This window comes from Enterobacter sp. JMULE2 (assembly GCF_013337145.1).
Lineage (GTDB): Bacteria > Pseudomonadota > Gammaproteobacteria > Enterobacterales > Enterobacteriaceae > Enterobacter > Enterobacter mori.
On sequence record NZ_SGWD01000013.1, the window covers coordinates 217,523 to 235,495 of the forward strand.

The following is a 17,973-nucleotide window of genomic DNA, read 5'->3' on the forward strand; positions in this document are numbered from 1 at the left end:
TTCTTACTCCTGATTCACGCGATTAAGCTTGCCCACAGCGGCAGCCATCAGAACTTCCTGGGTGGCCTGCTCGCGAGTGAATTCACCGCCGAGATGCCCTTCATGCATGACGATTATGCGATCGCTCATGCCTAATACTTCTGGCATCTCGGAAGAGACCAGAATGATGCTCAGACCGTCGGCCTTAAACTGGTTAATCAGCTGATAGATCTCTTTCTTCGCGCCCACGTCCACGCCGCGGGTCGGCTCGTCGAGGATCAACACTTTCGGGCGCGTCATCAGCCCGCGCGCAATCGCCACTTTTTGCTGATTCCCGCCGGATAAGAGGCCAATCGCCTGCTCCATCGATGGGGTTTTGACGTTAAAGAGGCGGATAAAATCACTCACCGCCTGCTGCTCATCTTTATGCTTCAGGCTCCCCCCGCTACGGCTGAAATAGCGCAGCGCGGTCAGGGACATGTTCTCTTTTACCGACATCCCCAGCACCAGGCCGTCGCGTTTGCGGTCTTCGGAGATATAGACGATGCCGTTCGCCAGACCATCCTGCGGAGAGCGGGTGACCACTTCATGACCGTCGAGGGTGACATACCCGCTGGTACGCGGCAGTGCGCCGTACAACACTTTCATCAGCTCGGTACGTCCGGCCCCCATCAGGCCCGCCACGCCCAGGATCTCGCCCTGGCGCAGGGTAAAGGTCACGTCGTTCACGCCCGGACCACAGAGGTTATCCACCTTCAGGCGGATCTCACCCGGCGCTTTATCCAGATGCGGATACTGATCTTCCAGCTTACGTCCCACCATCATTTCGATAAGCGAATCTTCGGTCAGCGTCGCCACTTCGCGCTCGGCAATAAACTGCCCGTCGCGGAAGACGGTGACGTCATCGCAGATGTCGAAGATCTCTTTCATACGGTGAGAGATATAGACAATCCCGTGCCCCTGCGACTTCAGCTCGCGGATCACGCGGAACAGGGATTCAGTTTCGGTATCGGTCAGGGCGTCGGTCGGTTCATCCATAATGATGACCTTCGACTCAAAGCTCAGTACCTTCGCGATTTCCACCATCTGCTGATCGCCAATCGAGAGATCGCCCACCAGACGGTCGCTCTTAAAGCGCAGGTTCAGCTTCGCCAGCAGCTTGTCCGCTTCGGCATACATGGTTTTCCAGTCGATTTTGCCGAACCGGTTAACAAACTCGCGGCCGAGAAAGATGTTTTCCGCAATGGTGAGCTGAGGGATGAGGTTCAGCTCCTGGTGAATAATGCCGATGCCCGCTTCCTGAGAGGATTTCGGGCCATTGAAGGTGGTCTCTTTCCCCAGCCAGACGAGTGAACCGGCATCGCGTTGATAGATACCTGTCAGCACTTTCATCATGGTGGATTTGCCGGCACCGTTCTCGCCCACCAGCGCCATGACGCGCCCGGCGTAGACGTTCAGCGCCGCACCGGAGAGGGCTTTTACGCCCGGGAACGACTTATCGATCCCTTTGAGTTGCAGTAATGCGTCCATGACGGCCTCAGAAGGTGACGCCAGCACAGAGAATGATATTCGCATACGGGGAACACTCCCCGCTGCGAATCACCGCCTGACTGTCTGCGGTTTGTTGTTTGAACTGCTCGTGCGTTGTGTAACGAATTTCTATGGTGTTTCCCTGGTGTTGTTGCAGTTGCTCAATGTGGCTGAGCAACGTTTCGTGGAGTTGCGGATTATGTTGTTTGATTTCCGCCGCGAGAATGGCTGCCTCAACCTGCATCTCCGCCGTCACGACTTCCAGTACCTGCATAAACGAAGGAACACCCTGCGTTAACGCCATATCGATACGGGTTGTGCTGCGCGGAACCGGTAAGCCTGCATCGCAAACCACCAGCGTATCGGTATGCCCAAGACGGGAAATAACCGATGAGATTTCTGAGTTGAGAACCGTGCCTTTCTTCATTTTCTTGCTCCACTAGCGAAACGTTTCGCTAAAAGTAGTGTAGACGCAAGAGTGTTCAGAAAACCATCATGACGTAACAGATTTGTGATCGACGTCGAAACGTTTCGCTAAGTGAAATATAGAGACATTTATTGTGGGTTGGCGAGGGGTTTGGTAGGCCGGGTAAGCGAAGCGCCACCCGGCATTTTCAGGAGGGATTAGATCTCGACCTGCGTTCCCAGCTCAATCACGCGGTTAGGCGGGATCTCAAACTGGTCAGGCGCGCGCAGGGCGTTACGCTGCAGGATGAGGTACAGCTTGCCGCGCAGGCGCAGATACCACGGGCGCTTGCCGATGATTAGCGACTCGTGCGACATAAAGAACGACGTCTCCATCATCCGGCAGCTCAGCCCTTCCAGACCGCAGCGGTGGAACACCTCTTCCACGTTCGGCGTTTCGCGCCAGCCGTAGCTTGCCACAACGCGCCAGAAAGTCGGCGACAGCTGCTCAATCTGCACGCGGCGCACGTTGTGGACATACGGCGCATCTTCGGTGCGCAGCGTCAGCAGGATCACCCGCTCGTGCAGCACTTTGTTGTGCTTGAGGTTATGCATCAGCGCGAACGGAATCACGTTCAATGCTCGAGACATATATACCGCGGTACCCGGCACGCGGACCGGCGGGGATTTCTCCAGAGAAGCGATCATCGCCTCCAGAGAATTCCCGTGCTCATGCATGCGGCGCAGCAGGCGGAAACGCTCGCTTTTCCAGGTGGTCATGACAATGAACATCACCAGACCCAGCGTCAGCGGCAGCCAGCCACCGGACACTATCTTGTCGAGGTTCGCAGAGAACAGCGGCACGTCGATGCACAGGAAGCCCACAAGAATCATCGCCACGAGGAATTTATTCCAGTGCCAGTTACGGTACGCCACCGTGGTGGAGAGAATCGAGGTCAGCACCATCGTACCGGTCACGGCAATACCGTACGCCGCCGCCAGGTTACTGGAGTGCTCGAAGCTAACGATGACGATCACCACCGCAAAATAGAGCAGCCAGTTAATGAAAGGAATGTAGATCTGGCCGGACTCCATCTCCGAGGTATGGATGATGCGCATCGGTGAGAGATAACCCAGACGCACGGCCTGGCGCGTAAGAGAAAACACGCCAGAAATCACCGCCTGAGAGGCAATGACGGTCGCCAGCGTCGCCAGGATCAGCATCGGCACCAGCGCCCAGTCCGGCGCCAGCAGGAAGAACGGGTTCTTAATCGCCTCTGGGTTTGTAAGCAGCAGCGCGCCCTGGCCGAAGTAGTTCAGCACCAGCGACGGCAGCACCACAATAAACCATGCCACGCGGATAGGCAGTTTCCCGAAGTGCCCCATGTCAGCATACAGCGCTTCCACACCGGTAATGGAGAGCACGACGGCACCCAGCGCCACGAAGGAAACCACTTTATATTCGAGGAAGAAATGCACCGCCCAGTAAGGGTTCAGCGCATGCAGCACTTCCGGGTTCGCGATAATGCTGCGCAATCCAAGCGCAGCCAGGACCAGGAACCAGGCCAGCATAATCGGCGCAAACAGTTTCCCCACCAGCCCGGTACCGTGCTTTTGGATCACAAACAGCAGCGTCAGAACGATAATGGCCAGCGGAACCACCCATGTCTCGAGCTGTGGCGCGATAATTTCAAGCCCCTCTATCGCCGAGAGCACCGAAATAGCGGGCGTTATCACCACTTCCCCGTAGAAGAAACTGCCGCCAATCAGCCCGATGATCACGAGCACCGACGTCATTCTGGCAGAGGTATTGCGTCCGGCAAGGGACATCAGCGTCAGGATACCGCCTTCGCCTGCGTTATCTGCACGCATGACGAAAGAGAGATATTTAACGGAAACGACCAGAATCAGCAGCCAGAAGATGAGTGACAGGAAACCAAAAACGGCATCGCGTTCAACACCAAACCCAAACTGGCCGGACAAACATTCACGTAGCGTATACAGCGGGCTGGTGCCGATATCACCATAGACAACCCCGATCGCCGCAAGCGTAATTGCGGGTAATGATTGCTTATTATCAGTGCTCATAGACTAGTCTTTTCGTTTAAATAACAAATGTGTGCCTAGTCCCTTGGCCCACAAAAAGCGCACAGTATGCACGATTCACTGCAAAATCGTACCCCTAAATGCAACCGCGTTAATGTAGCGCAAAGTAAATTGCGCCGCACTTCAGTCTATTACCAGCCCTGACCGAAACGTCTATACTCGCTTCAATTGGCCGCCACGACGGCGAAAGGATGCAAAACTATTATGGCTCACTCACATTTATTAGCAGAAAGAATTTCCCGCCTTAGCAGCGCGCTGGAGAAAGGCCTTTACGAGCGTAGCCACGCCATTCGCCTCTGTCTACTGGCGGCATTGAGCGGTGAAAGCGTGTTTTTGCTGGGTCCACCGGGCATTGCCAAAAGCCTGATTGCCCGCAGGCTCAAATTTGCTTTTCAGAACGCCCGCGCCTTCGAATATCTCATGACGCGCTTTTCCACCCCCGAAGAAGTGTTTGGCCCGCTTTCCATTCAGGCGCTGAAAGATGAAGGGCGCTATGAGCGTTTGACGGCGGGGTATCTGCCAGAGGCTGAAATTGTCTTTCTTGATGAGATCTGGAAAGCCGGCCCGGCGATTCTGAATACCCTGCTGACGGCGATTAACGAACGTCGGTTCCGCAACGGTGCCAGCGAAGAGAAAATCCCGATGCGCCTGCTGGTGGCGGCCTCCAATGAACTGCCTGAAGCCGACAGCAGCCTGGAAGCGCTGTATGACCGCATGTTGATCCGCCTGTGGCTGGACAAAGTGCAGGATAAATCAAATTTCCGCTCCCTGCTGATAAGCCAGCAGGATGAGAACGAGAATCCGGTGTCTGCTTCGCTGCAGGTCACCGATGAGGAGTATCACCAGTGGCAACAGGACATCGGCAAAATCACCCTGCCCGACGCGGTCTTTGAGCTGATCTTCATGCTGCGCCAACAGCTTGATTTGCTGCCTGCTGCACCTTACGTCTCTGACCGTCGCTGGAAAAAAGCGATCCGTCTGTTGCAGGCCAGCGCCTTGTTCAGCGGTCGTGATGCCGTTGCGCCAATCGATCTCATCCTGCTAAAAGACTGCCTGTGGCACGATGCCGAAGGGATGAATTTGATGCAGCAGCAGCTTGAAATATTGATGACCGGACACGCCTGGGGGCAGCAGGCGATGCTCAACCAGCTGGGGGCGATTGCCCAACGGCGCATCCAGCTTCAGCAGCAGCAAAGTGATAAAACCGCGCTGAAAGTGAATCGCCTTGGTGGCATGTTCGCCCGCAAACCGCACTATGAGCTTCCTGCCGATCTGACTGGTACGACGCTCACGCTGCTGCTCCAGCAGCCGCTCAAACTGCACGATATGCAGGTGGTCCACATTACGATTGAGCGCGAAACGCTGGCGCAGTGGCTCGATAAGGGCGGTGAGATCCGCGGCAAGCTCAACGGTATTGGTTTTGCCCAGCCGCTGACGATGGAAGTGGATAGCAGCCAGCATCTGGTGATCCGCGATGTCAGCCTGCAAGGATCGCGTCTGGCGCTGCCGGGCACTGCTTCGGATAGCGTGCCGGAAGAGATCACGCAGCAGCTGGAAGCGCTGGATACGGAATGGCACCAGCAGCACACGCGCTTCAGCGAGCAGCAAAAATGCCTCTTTATTCATAGCGACTGGTTAGGTCGTATCGAAGCCAGCCTGCAGGACGTCAGCGCGCAGATCAAACAGGCGCGTCAATGCTAACGCTGGACACGCTTAACGTGATGCTGGCAGTCAGCGAGGAAGGGTTGATTGAAGAGGTGGTCATTACCCTTCTGGCCTCTCCGCAGCTGGCGGCTTTCTTTGAAAAATTCCCCAGGCTCAAAAAGGCGATGACCGACGATCTCCCACGCTGGCGCGATAACCTTCGCCAGCGGTTTAAGGAGACGGAAGTTCCGCCTGAATTGACGGAGGAGGTCGCCAGCTATCAGCAGTGCCAACGGCTGTCGACACCGCAGTTTATCGTCCAGCTACCGCAAACCCTTACGCTGCTTGATAAAGTCCACTCTCCGTTTGCCAGCCAGGCGCGGGCGCTGGTTACGGATAACGCCACCTTTACCCCCGCGCTGCATACCCTGTTTTTACAGCGCTGGCGGCTGAGCCTGGTGGTTCAGGCCACAACGCTGAACCAGCAGCTGCTGGATGAAGAGCGTGAACAGCTGCTCAGCGAAGTTCAGGAGCGTATGACGCTGAGCGGCCAGCTTGAAGAGGTGCTGGTAGAAAATGAAAACGCTGCCGGACGCCTCTGGGACATGAGCGCCGGGCAGCTGAAGCGCGGGGACTACCAGCTGATCGTGAAGTACGGCGACTTTCTCACGCAGCAGCCCGAGCTGATGAAGCTTGCGGAGCAGCTTGGCCGCTCGCGGGAGGCAAAATCGGTCCCAAAGAAAGACGCGCCGATGGAAACCTTCCGCACGTTGGTCCGCGAACCGGCCACCGTGCCGGAGCAGGTGGATGGATTGCAGCAAAGCGACGACATCTTACGCCTGCTGCCGACCGAGCTAAGCACGCTGGGGATGACCGAGCTGGAATATGAGTTCTATCGTCGGCTGGTGGAAAAGCAGCTCCTCACCTATCGACTGCATGGGGAATCCTGGCGCGAGAAGGTAAGCCAGCGTCCAGTGGTTCATCAGGACTTTGATGAGCAGCCCCGCGGGCCTTTTATTGTCTGCGTGGATACGTCCGGCTCGATGGGCGGCTTTAACGAGCAGTGCGCGAAGGCGTTCTGCCTGGCGCTGATGCGCGTCGCGCTCGCCGATCGGCGCCGCTGCTTCATCATGCTGTTCTCCAGCGAGGTGGTGGGCTATGAATTGACGAACCAGCAGGGGATCGAACAGGCGATCCGCTTTTTGAGCCAGCGTTTTCGCGGCGGTACCGATCTGGCCAGCTGTTTTCGCAGCATTGTGGAGCGTATGCAGGGTGGTGACTGGTACGACGCCGACGCGGTGGTGATTTCCGATTTCATCGCCCAGCGGCTGCCTGATGACGTGGTGAATAAAGTGAAGGAGTTACAGAGGGTGCACCAGCACCGGTTCCATGCCGTCGCGATGTCCGCGCATGGAAAACCCGGCATCATGCGCATCTTCGATCATATCTGGCGCTTTGATACCGGGCTGCGTAGCCGTCTGCTCAGACGCTGGCGGCGTTAATTAAAGAAGAGAACCGACGCTTTCACGTACCTGCTGCGGCCATACGCCACACTGCACCTGACCGATATGTGGCAGTTGAAGCAGCAGCATGGTCAGACGGGACTGTCCGATACCGCCGCCGATGGTCTGCGGCATTTCACCGCGCAGCAGCGCCTGGTGCCACTCTAATTTGAGGCGATCTTCATCACCAGTAACCGCCAGCTGACGCTTCAGTGCCTCCGCATCCACGCGGATCCCCATAGAAGAGAGCTCAAAGGCATCTTCCAGAACCGGGTTCCAGACCAGAATATCACCGTTCAGACCGGCAAATTCAGATTCACCTGCAGTGCTCCAGTCGTCGTAGTCCGGCGCACGGACGTCGTGACGTTTGCCGTCAGACAATTTTCCGCCGATCCCGATCAGGAACACGGCACCTAACTCTTTAGCAATCGCACGTTCACGACCTTTGGCATCCAGACCCGGGAAGCGGCTCAGCAGTTCCTGACTGTGAACAAAGTGGATCGTTTCCGGCAGGAACGGCGCCAGACCAAACTCTTTGCTCACTGCCGCTTCGGTGGCTTTGATTCCGGCGTAGATCGCTTCAACGGTAGATTTCAGCGTGCCGACGTGGCGCTCGCCGTCACCCATCACGCGCTCCCAGTCCCACTGGTCAACGTAGACGGAGTGAATTGGGGTGAGGCGATCTTCGTCGGGACGAAGGGCTTTCATGTGCGTGTAAAGCCCTTCGCCCGCGCTGAAGTCGTGTTGCCCCAGAGTTTGACGCTTCCATTTCGCCAGGGAATGAACCACTTCGAACTGGGCGTCTGGCAGTGTTTTCACTTTCACCTGTACCGCTTTTTCGCATCCAGACAAGTTATCCTGCGTCCCGTCACCCACGCGGCTGAGAATTGGCGCCTGAACTTCAATCAGGCCAAGCTTCTCTTCCAGCTGGCGGGAAAAATGGGATTTAACGAAACTGATCTGGCGTTGTTTTGCAATGTAAGCGGTTTTCATTATTTATACTCCTGCGTCCTGTTGGTACTGATTAAGCAACAGAATCGGCACTTAATTCAATAACCCATCAACAAAAAGCCGACTTCACTTTTGATTCGTTAAAGTAAGACGCTAGAATAGAGTGATTCATTAATCTTCATAAGAAAAAGCTATGGAAAATTATCAGATCGACAATCTGGACCGCGGCATCCTCGAGGCCTTAATGGCCAATGCACGCACCGCCTACGCCGAACTGGCGAAACAATTTGGCGTCAGCCCTGGGACGATTCACGTTCGTGTAGAGAAGATGAAACAGGCGGGGATCATTACCGGCGCGCGCATTGACGTCAGCCCAAAGCAGCTGGGTTATGACGTCTGCTGCTTTATCGGCATCATTCTTAAAAGCGCAAAAGACTATCCTTCCGCGCTGGCGAAGCTGAACGCGCTGGATGAAGTCACCGAGGCGTACTACACCACCGGACATTACAGCATCTTTATAAAGGTAATGTGCCGATCCATCGATGCCCTCCAGCAGGTACTTATCAACAAGATCCAAACAATCGATGAAATTCAGTCCACCGAGACGCTGATCTCCCTGCAAAACCCGATCATGCGTACCATCCGCCCCTGATCGGGCAAACTCATACCCACATTTTCCACAGGTAGATCCCAGCTCGCTCACAGCGTACAATGATCGCCTCTTTATCTGAGCGAGCGATCAATGGCGGACATTACCCTTATCAGTGGCAGCACCCTTGGCGGTGCGGAATACGTGGCGGAACATCTGGCTGAAAAGCTGGAAGATGCAGGCTTTTCGACAGAAACCTTGCACGGGCCGTTACTTGAAGATCTCCCGGCTGACGGGGTCTGGCTGCTGATTACCTCCACGCACGGCGCGGGCGATCTCCCGGATAATCTGCAACCTTTATATGACGAACTGCTGGAACAACAGCCTGACCTGTCAAACGTCCGTTTTGGCGCGGTGGGGATCGGCAGTCGTGAATATGACACCTTCTGCGGTGCCATAGAGAAAGTTGAAGCCGCTGTCACCGCGTGTGGAGCAAAACAGCTGGGTGAAACGCTCAAGATCAACATCCTCGATCACGACATTCCGGAAGATCCGGCCGAGATCTGGCTAGCAGATTGGAAAAATTTACTCAAAAACGATTAAAGATCGCGCGAACAGATGTGGATAACTCTGGTTAAAAGCTCGTATTAACCCGTAGTTATCCAAAGAACAACTCTGGGGATGTTTTTGGCCTGTGTATAAAGTCGCGATCTGATCCCAGCTTATACGTTTCAGGATCACCGATCATTCACAGCAAACGATCCTTCCTAACCTGATGATCTTATTTGCCGGATCGGACTTATCCACAGCAGACCGCGATCCTAATAAGAGATCACAATAGAACAGATCTCTAAATAAAAAGATCTTCTTTTTAATAGCCCAGGATCCCAATGCTTTCTCGAAAGACTAAAGTTGAGTAGAATCCACGGCCCGGGCTTCAATCCATTTTCATACCGCTTTACGCGAGGCAGACCACCATGTTTTATCAGGATCCTTTTGACGTCATCATCATTGGCGGGGGTCATGCAGGCACTGAGGCCGCAATGGCCGCAGCGCGAATGGGTCAGCAGACCCTGCTTTTGACACACAATATCGACACGCTGGGACAAATGTCCTGTAATCCGGCGATTGGCGGCATTGGGAAAGGACACCTGGTAAAAGAAGTGGATGCACTTGGCGGCCTGATGGCGAAAGCGATCGATCATGCAGGCATCCAGTTTAGGATACTAAACGCGAGTAAAGGGCCTGCTGTTCGTGCGACCCGTGCACAGGCAGACCGCGTGCTTTACCGCCAGGCTGTGCGCACTGCGCTGGAGAACCAGCCGAACCTGATGATCTTCCAGCAGGCTGTTGAAGATCTTATCGTCGAGAACGATCGCGTCGTGGGTGCCGTGACCCAGATGGGTCTCAAGTTCCGCGCAAAAGCGGTTGTGCTGACCGTCGGGACATTCCTGGACGGAAAAATTCATATCGGCCTGGATAACTACAGCGGTGGCCGTGCTGGCGATCCGCCGTCTATCCCGCTGTCACGTCGTCTGCGCGAACTGCCGCTGCGCGTCAGCCGCCTGAAAACCGGTACACCGCCGCGTATTGACGCGCGGACCATTGATTTCAGCGTGCTGGCGCAACAGCACGGTGATAATCCGATGCCGGTGTTCTCGTTCATGGGCAATGCGGCTCAGCATCCGCAGCAGGTACCGTGCTACATCACGCACACCAACGAGAAAACCCATGACGTGATCCGCAATAACCTCGATCGTAGCCCAATGTATGCTGGCGTGATCGAAGGGATCGGCCCGCGCTACTGCCCGTCGATCGAAGACAAGGTGATGCGCTTTGCCGATCGTAACCAGCACCAGATCTTCCTGGAGCCGGAAGGGCTGACCTCAAATGAAATTTACCCGAACGGCATCTCCACCAGCCTGCCGTTCGATGTACAGATGCAAATTGTTCGCTCAATGCAGGGCATGGAGAACGCAAAAATTGTTCGCCCTGGCTACGCTATTGAGTACGATTTCTTCGATCCGCGTGACCTGAAGCCAACCCTGGAAAGCAAATTCATCCAGGGTCTGTTCTTCGCGGGCCAGATTAACGGCACGACCGGCTACGAAGAAGCCGCAGCGCAGGGTCTGCTTGCTGGTCTGAACGCCGCCCGCTTCTCTGCCGAGAAAGAGGGCTGGGCACCGGGGCGCTCCCAGGCTTATCTGGGCGTGCTGGTTGACGATCTCTGCACGCTGGGTACCAAAGAACCGTACCGTATGTTTACCTCTCGCGCGGAATATCGCCTGATGCTGCGCGAAGACAACGCCGACCTCCGTCTGACCGAAATGGGCCGCGAGCTGGGTCTGGTGGATGACGAACGCTGGGCGCGTTTTAACGAGAAGCTGGAACGCATTGAGCAGGAACGTCAGCGTCTGAAAACCACCTGGGTGAATCCACAGGCGGAAACTGCTGCCGAAGTGAATGCTCACTTAACAGCGCCGCTGTCACGTGAAGCCAGCGGCGAAGATCTGCTGCGTCGCCCTGAAGTGACCTACGAGAACCTGGTCAAACTGACCGCATTCGCGCCGGGTCTGGAAGACGCTGAAGCGGCCGAGCAGGTCGAAATCCAGGTGAAATACGAAGGTTATATCGCGCGTCAGCAGGATGAGATCGAAAAACAGCAGCGCAACGAAAATACGCTGCTGCCGGAAATGCTGGACTACCGCCAGGTAACGGGCCTTTCCAACGAAGTGATCGCTAAGCTGAACGATCACAAACCTGTGTCGATCGGCCAGGCTTCCCGTATCTCCGGCGTCACACCTGCCGCGATTTCGATTCTGCTGGTGTGGCTGAAAAAGCAAGGCATGCTGCGCCGCAGCGCATAGTTGACATTGTTTTTGGCGGGTGTCGCTTCGCTGACCCGCCCTACTTATTCGTAGGCCCGGTAAGCGGCAGCGCCACCGGGCGAAAAATCTCTAAACAGGTACTCACCGTGCTCAATAAACTCTCTCGTCTGCTGGATGAAGCAGGTATTTCGCTCACCGATCACCAGAAAAACCAGCTGGTGGCCTATGTCGATATGCTGAACAAATGGAACAAAGCGTACAACCTGACGTCAGTGCGCGATCCCAACGAGATGCTGATACGCCATATTCTCGATAGCATCGTGGTGGCGCCGTATCTGAAGGGGGAGCGCTTTATCGACGTGGGTACGGGACCTGGTTTACCGGGCGTTCCGCTGTCGATTGTTCGTCCTGAGAGCCATTTCACACTGCTGGACAGCCTCGGAAAACGTATTCGCTTCTTGCGCCAGGTTCAGCACGAGCTGAAGCTTGAAAACATCACTCCCGTCCAGAGCAGGGTAGAAGCGTTCCCGGCAGAGCCACCGTTTGATGGGGTGATTAGCCGTGCATTTGCCTCGCTCAACGATATGGTGAGCTGGTGCAAGCATCTGCCTGCGAAGGAAGGGCGTTTTTATGCCCTGAAAGGACTCGTCCCTGAGGACGAAATTGAGCAGCTCCCGGAAGGTTTTGCCGTGGAATCAATTGAAAAATTACAGGTCCCACACCTTGAAGGTGAGCGTCATCTGGTGATTCTTAAGCCAAACAATTTTTAAAAATTAAATAAAAAATGGGGAATTTGTGCTGTTCTTGTTGTGTTAAAAAGCAGCGCATTTCCGGGGATTATTCTGAGCTAAATTTAACCTTGTTGTTACCATGGATTTTCTTGTAGTTAACGTTGTGGTTATTGTTCACCGTTAAGATAATCAACTGCGAAAATATCAGCCTGCTAAAAGTGAAAAGTGGCAACAAGAAAACAATGTTAAATTTTTATTAAGAATGTCAATAAAAGGTTTTGTTGTATACAGGGTTGTTTTGAAAATAGTTGCGATATTTTGTCTTTAATTTCATAAGGATGAAATAATCAGATTTACGTCTTTGATAAATACAACCTTATCGTAAATGTGCATTTTGTGATCTCGTGCACGCTTTCTCGCCAACGTTTTCGCGCTGTTTGCAGTTTTGCCTGAAGGTCAACGCGGACGTCAAAAGTTGAAAAACAGCGGCGTGGAAAAATATTTAAACATTTATTCACCTTTTCGCTACTTAATGTTTGAAATCACGGGTGCGCACCGTATAATTTGACCGCTTTTTGATGCTTGACTCTGAGCCTTAAAGGACGTTTTATACGACACGCGGCATACCTCGAAGGGAGCAGGAGTAAAAACGTGATGTCTGTGTCGCTCTTGAGTAGAAACGTTGCTCGTAAGCTTCTGTTCATTCAGTTTCTGGCTGTGATAGCAAGTGGACTGCTGTTTAGCCTCAAAGACCCCTTCTGGGGCATCTCCGCCGTGTGTGGGGGTTTGGCGGTGGTTCTGCCAAACGTGTTGTTTATGATTTTTGCCTGGCGTCATCAGGCGCATACACCCGCCAAAGGCCGCGTGGCCTGGTCCTTTGCCCTCGGCGAAGTGTGTAAGGTGTTGCTGACCTTTGCTCTACTGGTGATGGCGCTGGCGGTTTTGAAAGTGGTATTCATGCCGCTGATAGCAACGTGGGTTTTGGTGCTGGTGGTACAAGTTCTGGCTCCAGCTGTAATCAATAACAAAGGGTAAAAGGCATCATGGCTTCAGAAAATATGACGCCGCAGGATTACATAGGTCACCATCTGAATAACCTTCAGCTGGACCTGCGTACATTCTCGCTGGTGGATCCACATAACCCCCCGGCCACCTTCTGGACGATCAACATCGACTCCATGTTCTTCTCGGTGGTTTTGGGTCTTCTGTTCCTGGCCATGTTCCGCGGTGTTGCTAAACGAGCGACCAGCGGTGTACCAGGGAAATTCCAGACCTTCGTCGAAATGATCATCGGCTTCGTCCATGGCAGCGTGAAAGACATGTACCATGGCAAGAGCAAGCTGATTGCTCCGCTGGCCCTGACCGTGTTCGTTTGGGTCTTCCTGATGAACCTGATGGACCTGCTGCCAATTGACCTGCTGCCGTTCATCGGCGAGCACATCTTCGGCCTGCCTGCGCTGCGTGTTGTACCGTCTGCGGACGTGAACATCACCCTGTCGATGGCTCTGGGCGTGTTTATCCTGATTCTTTTCTACAGCATCAAAATGAAAGGCGTAAGCGGCTTTGTGAAAGAGCTTACCTTGCAGCCGTTCAACCACTGGGCGTTTATTCCGGTCAACCTGATCCTGGAAGGCGTTAGCCTGCTGTCCAAACCTGTTTCACTGGGTCTGCGACTGTTCGGCAACATGTATGCGGGTGAGCTGATTTTCATTCTGATCGCGGGTCTTCTGCCGTGGTGGTCACAGTGGATTCTGAATGTGCCATGGGCCATTTTCCACATCCTGATCATTACGCTGCAAGCCTTTATCTTCATGGTTCTGACGATCGTCTATCTGTCGATGGCGTCTGAAGAGCACTGATTTTTTACCAACACTACTACGTTTTAATTGAAACAAACTGGAGACTGTCATGGAAAACCTGAATATGGATCTGCTGTACATGGCTGCCGCTGTGATGATGGGTCTGGCGGCTATCGGTGCTGCGATCGGTATCGGCATCCTCGGGGGCAAATTCCTGGAAGGCGCAGCGCGTCAACCTGATCTGATTCCTCTGCTGCGTACTCAGTTCTTTATCGTTATGGGTCTGGTGGATGCAATCCCAATGATCGCTGTAGGTCTGGGTCTGTACGTGATGTTTGCTGTCGCGTAGTAGTAGTTTTAAAACCCCAAGCCACAGAAATTAAAGAGGTATTGTGCTGTGAACATGAACGCAACAATCCTCGGCCAGGCCATCGCGTTTATTCTCTTTGTCTGGTTCTGCATGAAGTATGTATGGCCGCCTTTAATGGCTGCCATCGAAAAACGTCAGAAAGAAATTGCTGACGGTCTGGCTTCCGCAGAACGCGCTAAGAAAGATTTGGACCTTGCACAGGCCAACGCGACAGACCAGCTGAAAAAAGCGAAAGCTGAAGCTCAGGTAATCATTGAACAGGCTAACAAACGCCGTTCTCAGATCCTGGACGAAGCCAAAGCTGAAGCAGAACAGGAACGTACTAAGATCGTGACACAGGCTCAGGCTGAAATTGAAGCTGAGCGTAAACGTGCTCGTGAAGAACTGCGTAAGCAGGTTGCGATTCTGGCTGTTGCTGGCGCCGAGAAGATCATCGAACGTTCCGTGGATGAAGCTGCTAACAGCGACATCGTGGACAAACTTGTCGCTGAACTGTAAGGAGGGAGGGGCTGATGTCTGAATTTGTTACGGTAGCTCGCCCCTACGCCAAAGCAGCTTTTGACTTTGCTGTCGAACACCAAAATGTCGATCGCTGGCAGGATATGCTGGCGTTTGCCGCTGAGGTGACGAAAAACGAACAAATGGCCGAGTTGCTGTCTGGTGCATTAGCGCCTGATACCCTCGCCGCGTCGTTTATCGCCGTGTGCGGAGAGCAACTGGATGCCAATGGCCAGAACCTGATTAAGGTTATGGCTGAAAATGGTCGTCTCCGTGTGCTCCCGGATGTTCTCGAGCAGTTTGAGCACTTACGTGCGCTGAGTGAAGCGACTGCCGAAGTCGAAGTGACTTCTGCGACTGAACTCAGTACCGAACAGCTTGCGAAAATCACCGCCGCGATGGAAAAACGTCTGTCACGCAAAGTTAAGCTGAATTGCAAAATCGATAAGTCTGTAATGGCAGGCGTAATCATCCGCTCGGGTGATATGGTCATTGATGGCAGCGTACGCGGCCGTCTTGAACGCCTTGCAGACGTCTTGCAGTCTTAAGGGGACTGGAGCATGCAACTGAATTCCACCGAAATCAGCGAACTGATCAAGCAGCGCATTGCTCAGTTCAATGTTGTGAGTGAAGCTCATAACGAAGGTACTATTGTTTCTGTAAGTGACGGTGTTATCCGCATCCACGGCCTGGCCGATTGTATGCAGGGTGAGATGATTTCCCTGCCGGGTAACCGTTACGCTATCGCACTGAACCTGGAGCGCGACTCCGTAGGTGCAGTTGTGATGGGTCCATACGCTGACCTCGCCGAAGGCATGAAGGTTAAGTGTACTGGCCGTATTCTGGAAGTGCCGGTTGGCCGTGGCCTGCTGGGTCGCGTAGTTAACACCCTGGGTGCGCCAATCGACGGTAAAGGTCCGGTTGAGCACGATGGCTTCTCCCCAATCGAAGTTATCGCACCGGGCGTTATCGATCGTCAGTCCGTTGATCAGCCAGTGCAGACTGGTTATAAGTCCGTTGATGCCATGATCCCAATCGGTCGTGGTCAGCGTGAACTGATCATCGGTGACCGTCAGACCGGTAAAACCGCGATGGCAATCGACGCCATCATCAACCAGCGTGACTCCGGCATCAAATGTGTGTACGTGGCTATCGGCCAGAAAGCGTCCACCATTTCCAACGTGGTTCGTAAACTGGAAGAGCACGGCGCGCTGGCTAACACCATCGTTGTTGTGGCGACCGCTTCTGAATCTGCTGCACTGCAATACCTGGCGCCATACGCCGGTTGCGCAATGGGCGAATACTTCCGTGACCGCGGTGAAGATGCGCTGATCGTATACGATGACCTGTCTAAACAGGCTGTTGCTTATCGTCAGGTTTCCCTGCTGCTCCGTCGTCCACCTGGACGTGAAGCATTCCCGGGCGACGTATTCTACCTCCACTCTCGTCTGCTGGAGCGTGCTTCCCGCGTTAACGCGGAATACGTCGAGAACTTCACCAAAGGTGAAGTGAAGGGTCAAACGGGCTCTCTGACGGCTCTGCCGATCATTGAAACCCAGGCGGGTGACGTTTCTGCGTTCGTTCCGACCAACGTAATCTCCATTACCGATGGTCAGATCTTCCTGGAAACCAACCTGTTTAACTCCGGTATTCGTCCGGCGGTTAACCCGGGTATCTCCGTATCCCGTGTTGGTGGTGCTGCTCAGACCAAGATCATCAAGAAACTGTCCGGTGGTATCCGTACCGCTCTGGCACAGTATCGTGAACTGGCTGCGTTCTCTCAGTTCGCATCCGATCTGGACGAAGCAACCCGTAAACAGCTGAGCCACGGTCAGAAAGTGACCGAGCTGCTGAAGCAGAAACAGTACGCGCCAATGTCTGTTGCTCAGCAGGGCCTGGTGCTGTTCGCGGCTGAACGCGGTTACCTCGAAGATGTGGAACTGGCGAAAATCGGTAGCTTCGAAGCCGCACTGCTGGCTTACGTCGACCGTGATCACGCTCCGCTGATGCAAGAGATCAACCAGACCGGTGGCTATAACGACGAAATCGAAGGCAAGCTGAAAGCTATCCTCGATTCCTTCAAAGCAACCCAGTCCTGGTAATCGTCCGGCGGCTTGTCTCACGACAAGCCGCCTGGCATTGAGGAGAAGCTCATGGCCGGCGCAAAAGAGATACGTAGTAAGATCGCAAGCGTCCAGAACACGCAAAAGATCACTAAAGCGATGGAGATGGTCGCCGCTTCCAAAATGCGTAAATCGCAGGATCGCATGGCGGCCAGCCGTCCTTATGCAGATACCATGCGCAAAGTGATTGGTCACCTTGCGAACGGTAATCTGGAATATAAGCACCCTTACCTGGAAGAACGCGACGTTAAGCGCGTGGGCTACCTGGTGGTGTCGACCGACCGTGGTCTGTGCGGCGGCTTGAACATTAACCTGTTCAAAAAACTGCTGGCGGATATGAAAGCATGGTCCGAGAAAGGCGTTCAGTGCGATATCGCAATGATCGGCTCTAAGGGCGTTTCTTTCTTTAACTCCGTGGGTGGCAACATTGTCGCTCAGGTGACCGGTATGGGTGATAACCCGTCCCTGTCCGAACTGATCGGTCCGGTTAAAGTGATGTTGCAGGCCTACGATGAAGGTCGTCTGGACAGACTGTATGTTGTCAGCAACAAATTTATTAACACGATGTCTCAGGTTCCAACGCTCACTCAAATGTTGCCTTTACCGGCATCAGAAGATGACGAGTTGAAGCAAAAAGCCTGGGATTACCTGTATGAACCTGATCCGAAACCGCTGCTGGATACCCTGCTGCGTCGTTACGTTGAATCACAGGTTTATCAGGGTGTTGTAGAAAACCTGGCCAGCGAGCAGGCCGCACGTATGGTGGCGATGAAAGCCGCGACCGACAATGGCGGCAGCCTGATTAAAGAGCTGCAGTTGGTATACAACAAAGCTCGTCAGGCCAGCATTACTCAGGAACTCACCGAGATCGTCGGTGGTGCATCCGCGGTATAACCAGGTTAATTCGTAGAGGATTCA

At 54.0% G+C, this 17,973-nt stretch carries 17 protein-coding genes; 13 read left to right on the forward strand and 4 right to left on the reverse strand.

Features of this window, described 5'->3' with window-relative positions; all coding sequences use genetic code 11:
- Positions 1-3 precede the first annotated feature (3 nt).
- The 3 genes from rbsA to kup form a co-directional block, all read right to left on the reverse strand.
- Positions 4-1,509, reverse strand: coding sequence for a ribose ABC transporter ATP-binding protein RbsA (gene rbsA / locus EXW94_RS13255; protein ID WP_174340297.1), 1,506 nt, complete (start codon positions 1,507-1,509; stop codon positions 4-6).
- Between the two features lie 7 nt (positions 1,510-1,516).
- Positions 1,517-1,936 (reverse strand): D-ribose pyranase, encoded by a 420-nt coding sequence (gene rbsD / locus EXW94_RS13260; protein WP_003862392.1) that lies wholly within the window; start codon positions 1,934-1,936, stop codon positions 1,517-1,519.
- A 197-nt stretch (positions 1,937-2,133) separates the two neighbouring features.
- A complete protein-coding gene (kup, locus tag EXW94_RS13265; RefSeq protein ID WP_108417223.1) occupies positions 2,134-4,002 on the reverse strand; it encodes a low affinity potassium transporter Kup in 1,869 nt (622 codons plus the stop codon).
- A gap of 222 nt (positions 4,003-4,224) precedes the next feature.
- Here kup and ravA point away from each other — a divergent pair, with 222 nt between their 5' ends.
- Together ravA and viaA are read left to right on the forward strand one after the other, a co-directional pair.
- A complete protein-coding gene (ravA, locus tag EXW94_RS13270) occupies positions 4,225-5,721 on the forward strand; it encodes an ATPase RavA (RefSeq protein ID WP_120159023.1) in 1,497 nt (498 codons plus the stop codon).
- On the forward strand, positions 5,715-7,166 hold the full coding sequence (gene viaA / locus EXW94_RS13275; protein ID WP_042719057.1) for an ATPase RavA stimulator ViaA: 1,452 nt from the start codon (positions 5,715-5,717) through the stop codon (positions 7,164-7,166). Before ravA ends, viaA begins: the two co-directional genes overlap by 7 nt.
- Here the strand turns inward: viaA and asnA are convergent, their stop codons facing one another.
- A complete protein-coding gene (gene asnA, locus EXW94_RS13280; protein ID WP_089598342.1) occupies positions 7,167-8,159 on the reverse strand; it encodes an aspartate--ammonia ligase in 993 nt (330 codons plus the stop codon).
- A gap of 151 nt (positions 8,160-8,310) precedes the next feature.
- Between asnA and asnC the strand changes: the two genes are divergently transcribed.
- From asnC to atpG, 11 genes are all read left to right on the forward strand, one after another.
- Entirely contained in the window at positions 8,311-8,769 is a 459-nt protein-coding gene (gene asnC, locus EXW94_RS13285; protein WP_008500198.1) for a transcriptional regulator AsnC, read from the forward strand.
- Positions 8,770-8,859: 90 nt separating this feature from the next.
- Positions 8,860-9,309, forward strand: a complete 450-nt coding sequence (gene mioC / locus EXW94_RS13290) for an FMN-binding protein MioC (RefSeq protein ID WP_089598341.1) — start codon at positions 8,860-8,862, stop codon at positions 9,307-9,309.
- A 374-nt stretch (positions 9,310-9,683) separates the two neighbouring features.
- Entirely contained in the window at positions 9,684-11,573 is a 1,890-nt protein-coding gene (mnmG, locus tag EXW94_RS13295; protein WP_010426601.1) for a tRNA uridine-5-carboxymethylaminomethyl(34) synthesis enzyme MnmG, read from the forward strand.
- A gap of 107 nt (positions 11,574-11,680) precedes the next feature.
- A complete protein-coding gene (gene rsmG / locus EXW94_RS13300) occupies positions 11,681-12,304 on the forward strand; it encodes a 16S rRNA (guanine(527)-N(7))-methyltransferase RsmG (protein WP_010426599.1) in 624 nt (207 codons plus the stop codon).
- Between the two features lie 615 nt (positions 12,305-12,919).
- Positions 12,920-13,300: a F0F1 ATP synthase subunit I gene (atpI, locus tag EXW94_RS13305; protein ID WP_008500194.1), complete on the forward strand. Its 381-nt coding sequence runs from the start codon at positions 12,920-12,922 to the stop codon at positions 13,298-13,300.
- A gap of 8 nt (positions 13,301-13,308) precedes the next feature.
- A complete protein-coding gene (atpB, locus tag EXW94_RS13310) occupies positions 13,309-14,124 on the forward strand; it encodes a F0F1 ATP synthase subunit A (RefSeq protein WP_100167517.1) in 816 nt (271 codons plus the stop codon).
- Positions 14,125-14,173: 49 nt separating this feature from the next.
- Positions 14,174-14,413, forward strand: a complete 240-nt coding sequence (atpE, locus tag EXW94_RS13315) for a F0F1 ATP synthase subunit C (RefSeq protein ID WP_000429386.1) — start codon at positions 14,174-14,176, stop codon at positions 14,411-14,413.
- Positions 14,414-14,461: 48 nt separating this feature from the next.
- Positions 14,462-14,932: a F0F1 ATP synthase subunit B gene (atpF, locus tag EXW94_RS13320; RefSeq protein WP_003862370.1), complete on the forward strand. Its 471-nt coding sequence runs from the start codon at positions 14,462-14,464 to the stop codon at positions 14,930-14,932.
- A gap of 14 nt (positions 14,933-14,946) precedes the next feature.
- A complete protein-coding gene (gene atpH, locus EXW94_RS13325; protein ID WP_010426590.1) occupies positions 14,947-15,480 on the forward strand; it encodes a F0F1 ATP synthase subunit delta in 534 nt (177 codons plus the stop codon).
- A 12-nt stretch (positions 15,481-15,492) separates the two neighbouring features.
- A complete protein-coding gene (gene atpA / locus EXW94_RS13330; RefSeq protein WP_010426588.1) occupies positions 15,493-17,034 on the forward strand; it encodes a F0F1 ATP synthase subunit alpha in 1,542 nt (513 codons plus the stop codon).
- Between the two features lie 51 nt (positions 17,035-17,085).
- The gene (gene atpG / locus EXW94_RS13335; RefSeq protein ID WP_010426586.1) at positions 17,086-17,949 is read left to right on the forward strand and encodes a F0F1 ATP synthase subunit gamma; all 864 of its coding nucleotides are present in this window, start codon (positions 17,086-17,088) and stop codon (positions 17,947-17,949) included.
- Positions 17,950-17,973 lie beyond the last annotated feature (24 nt).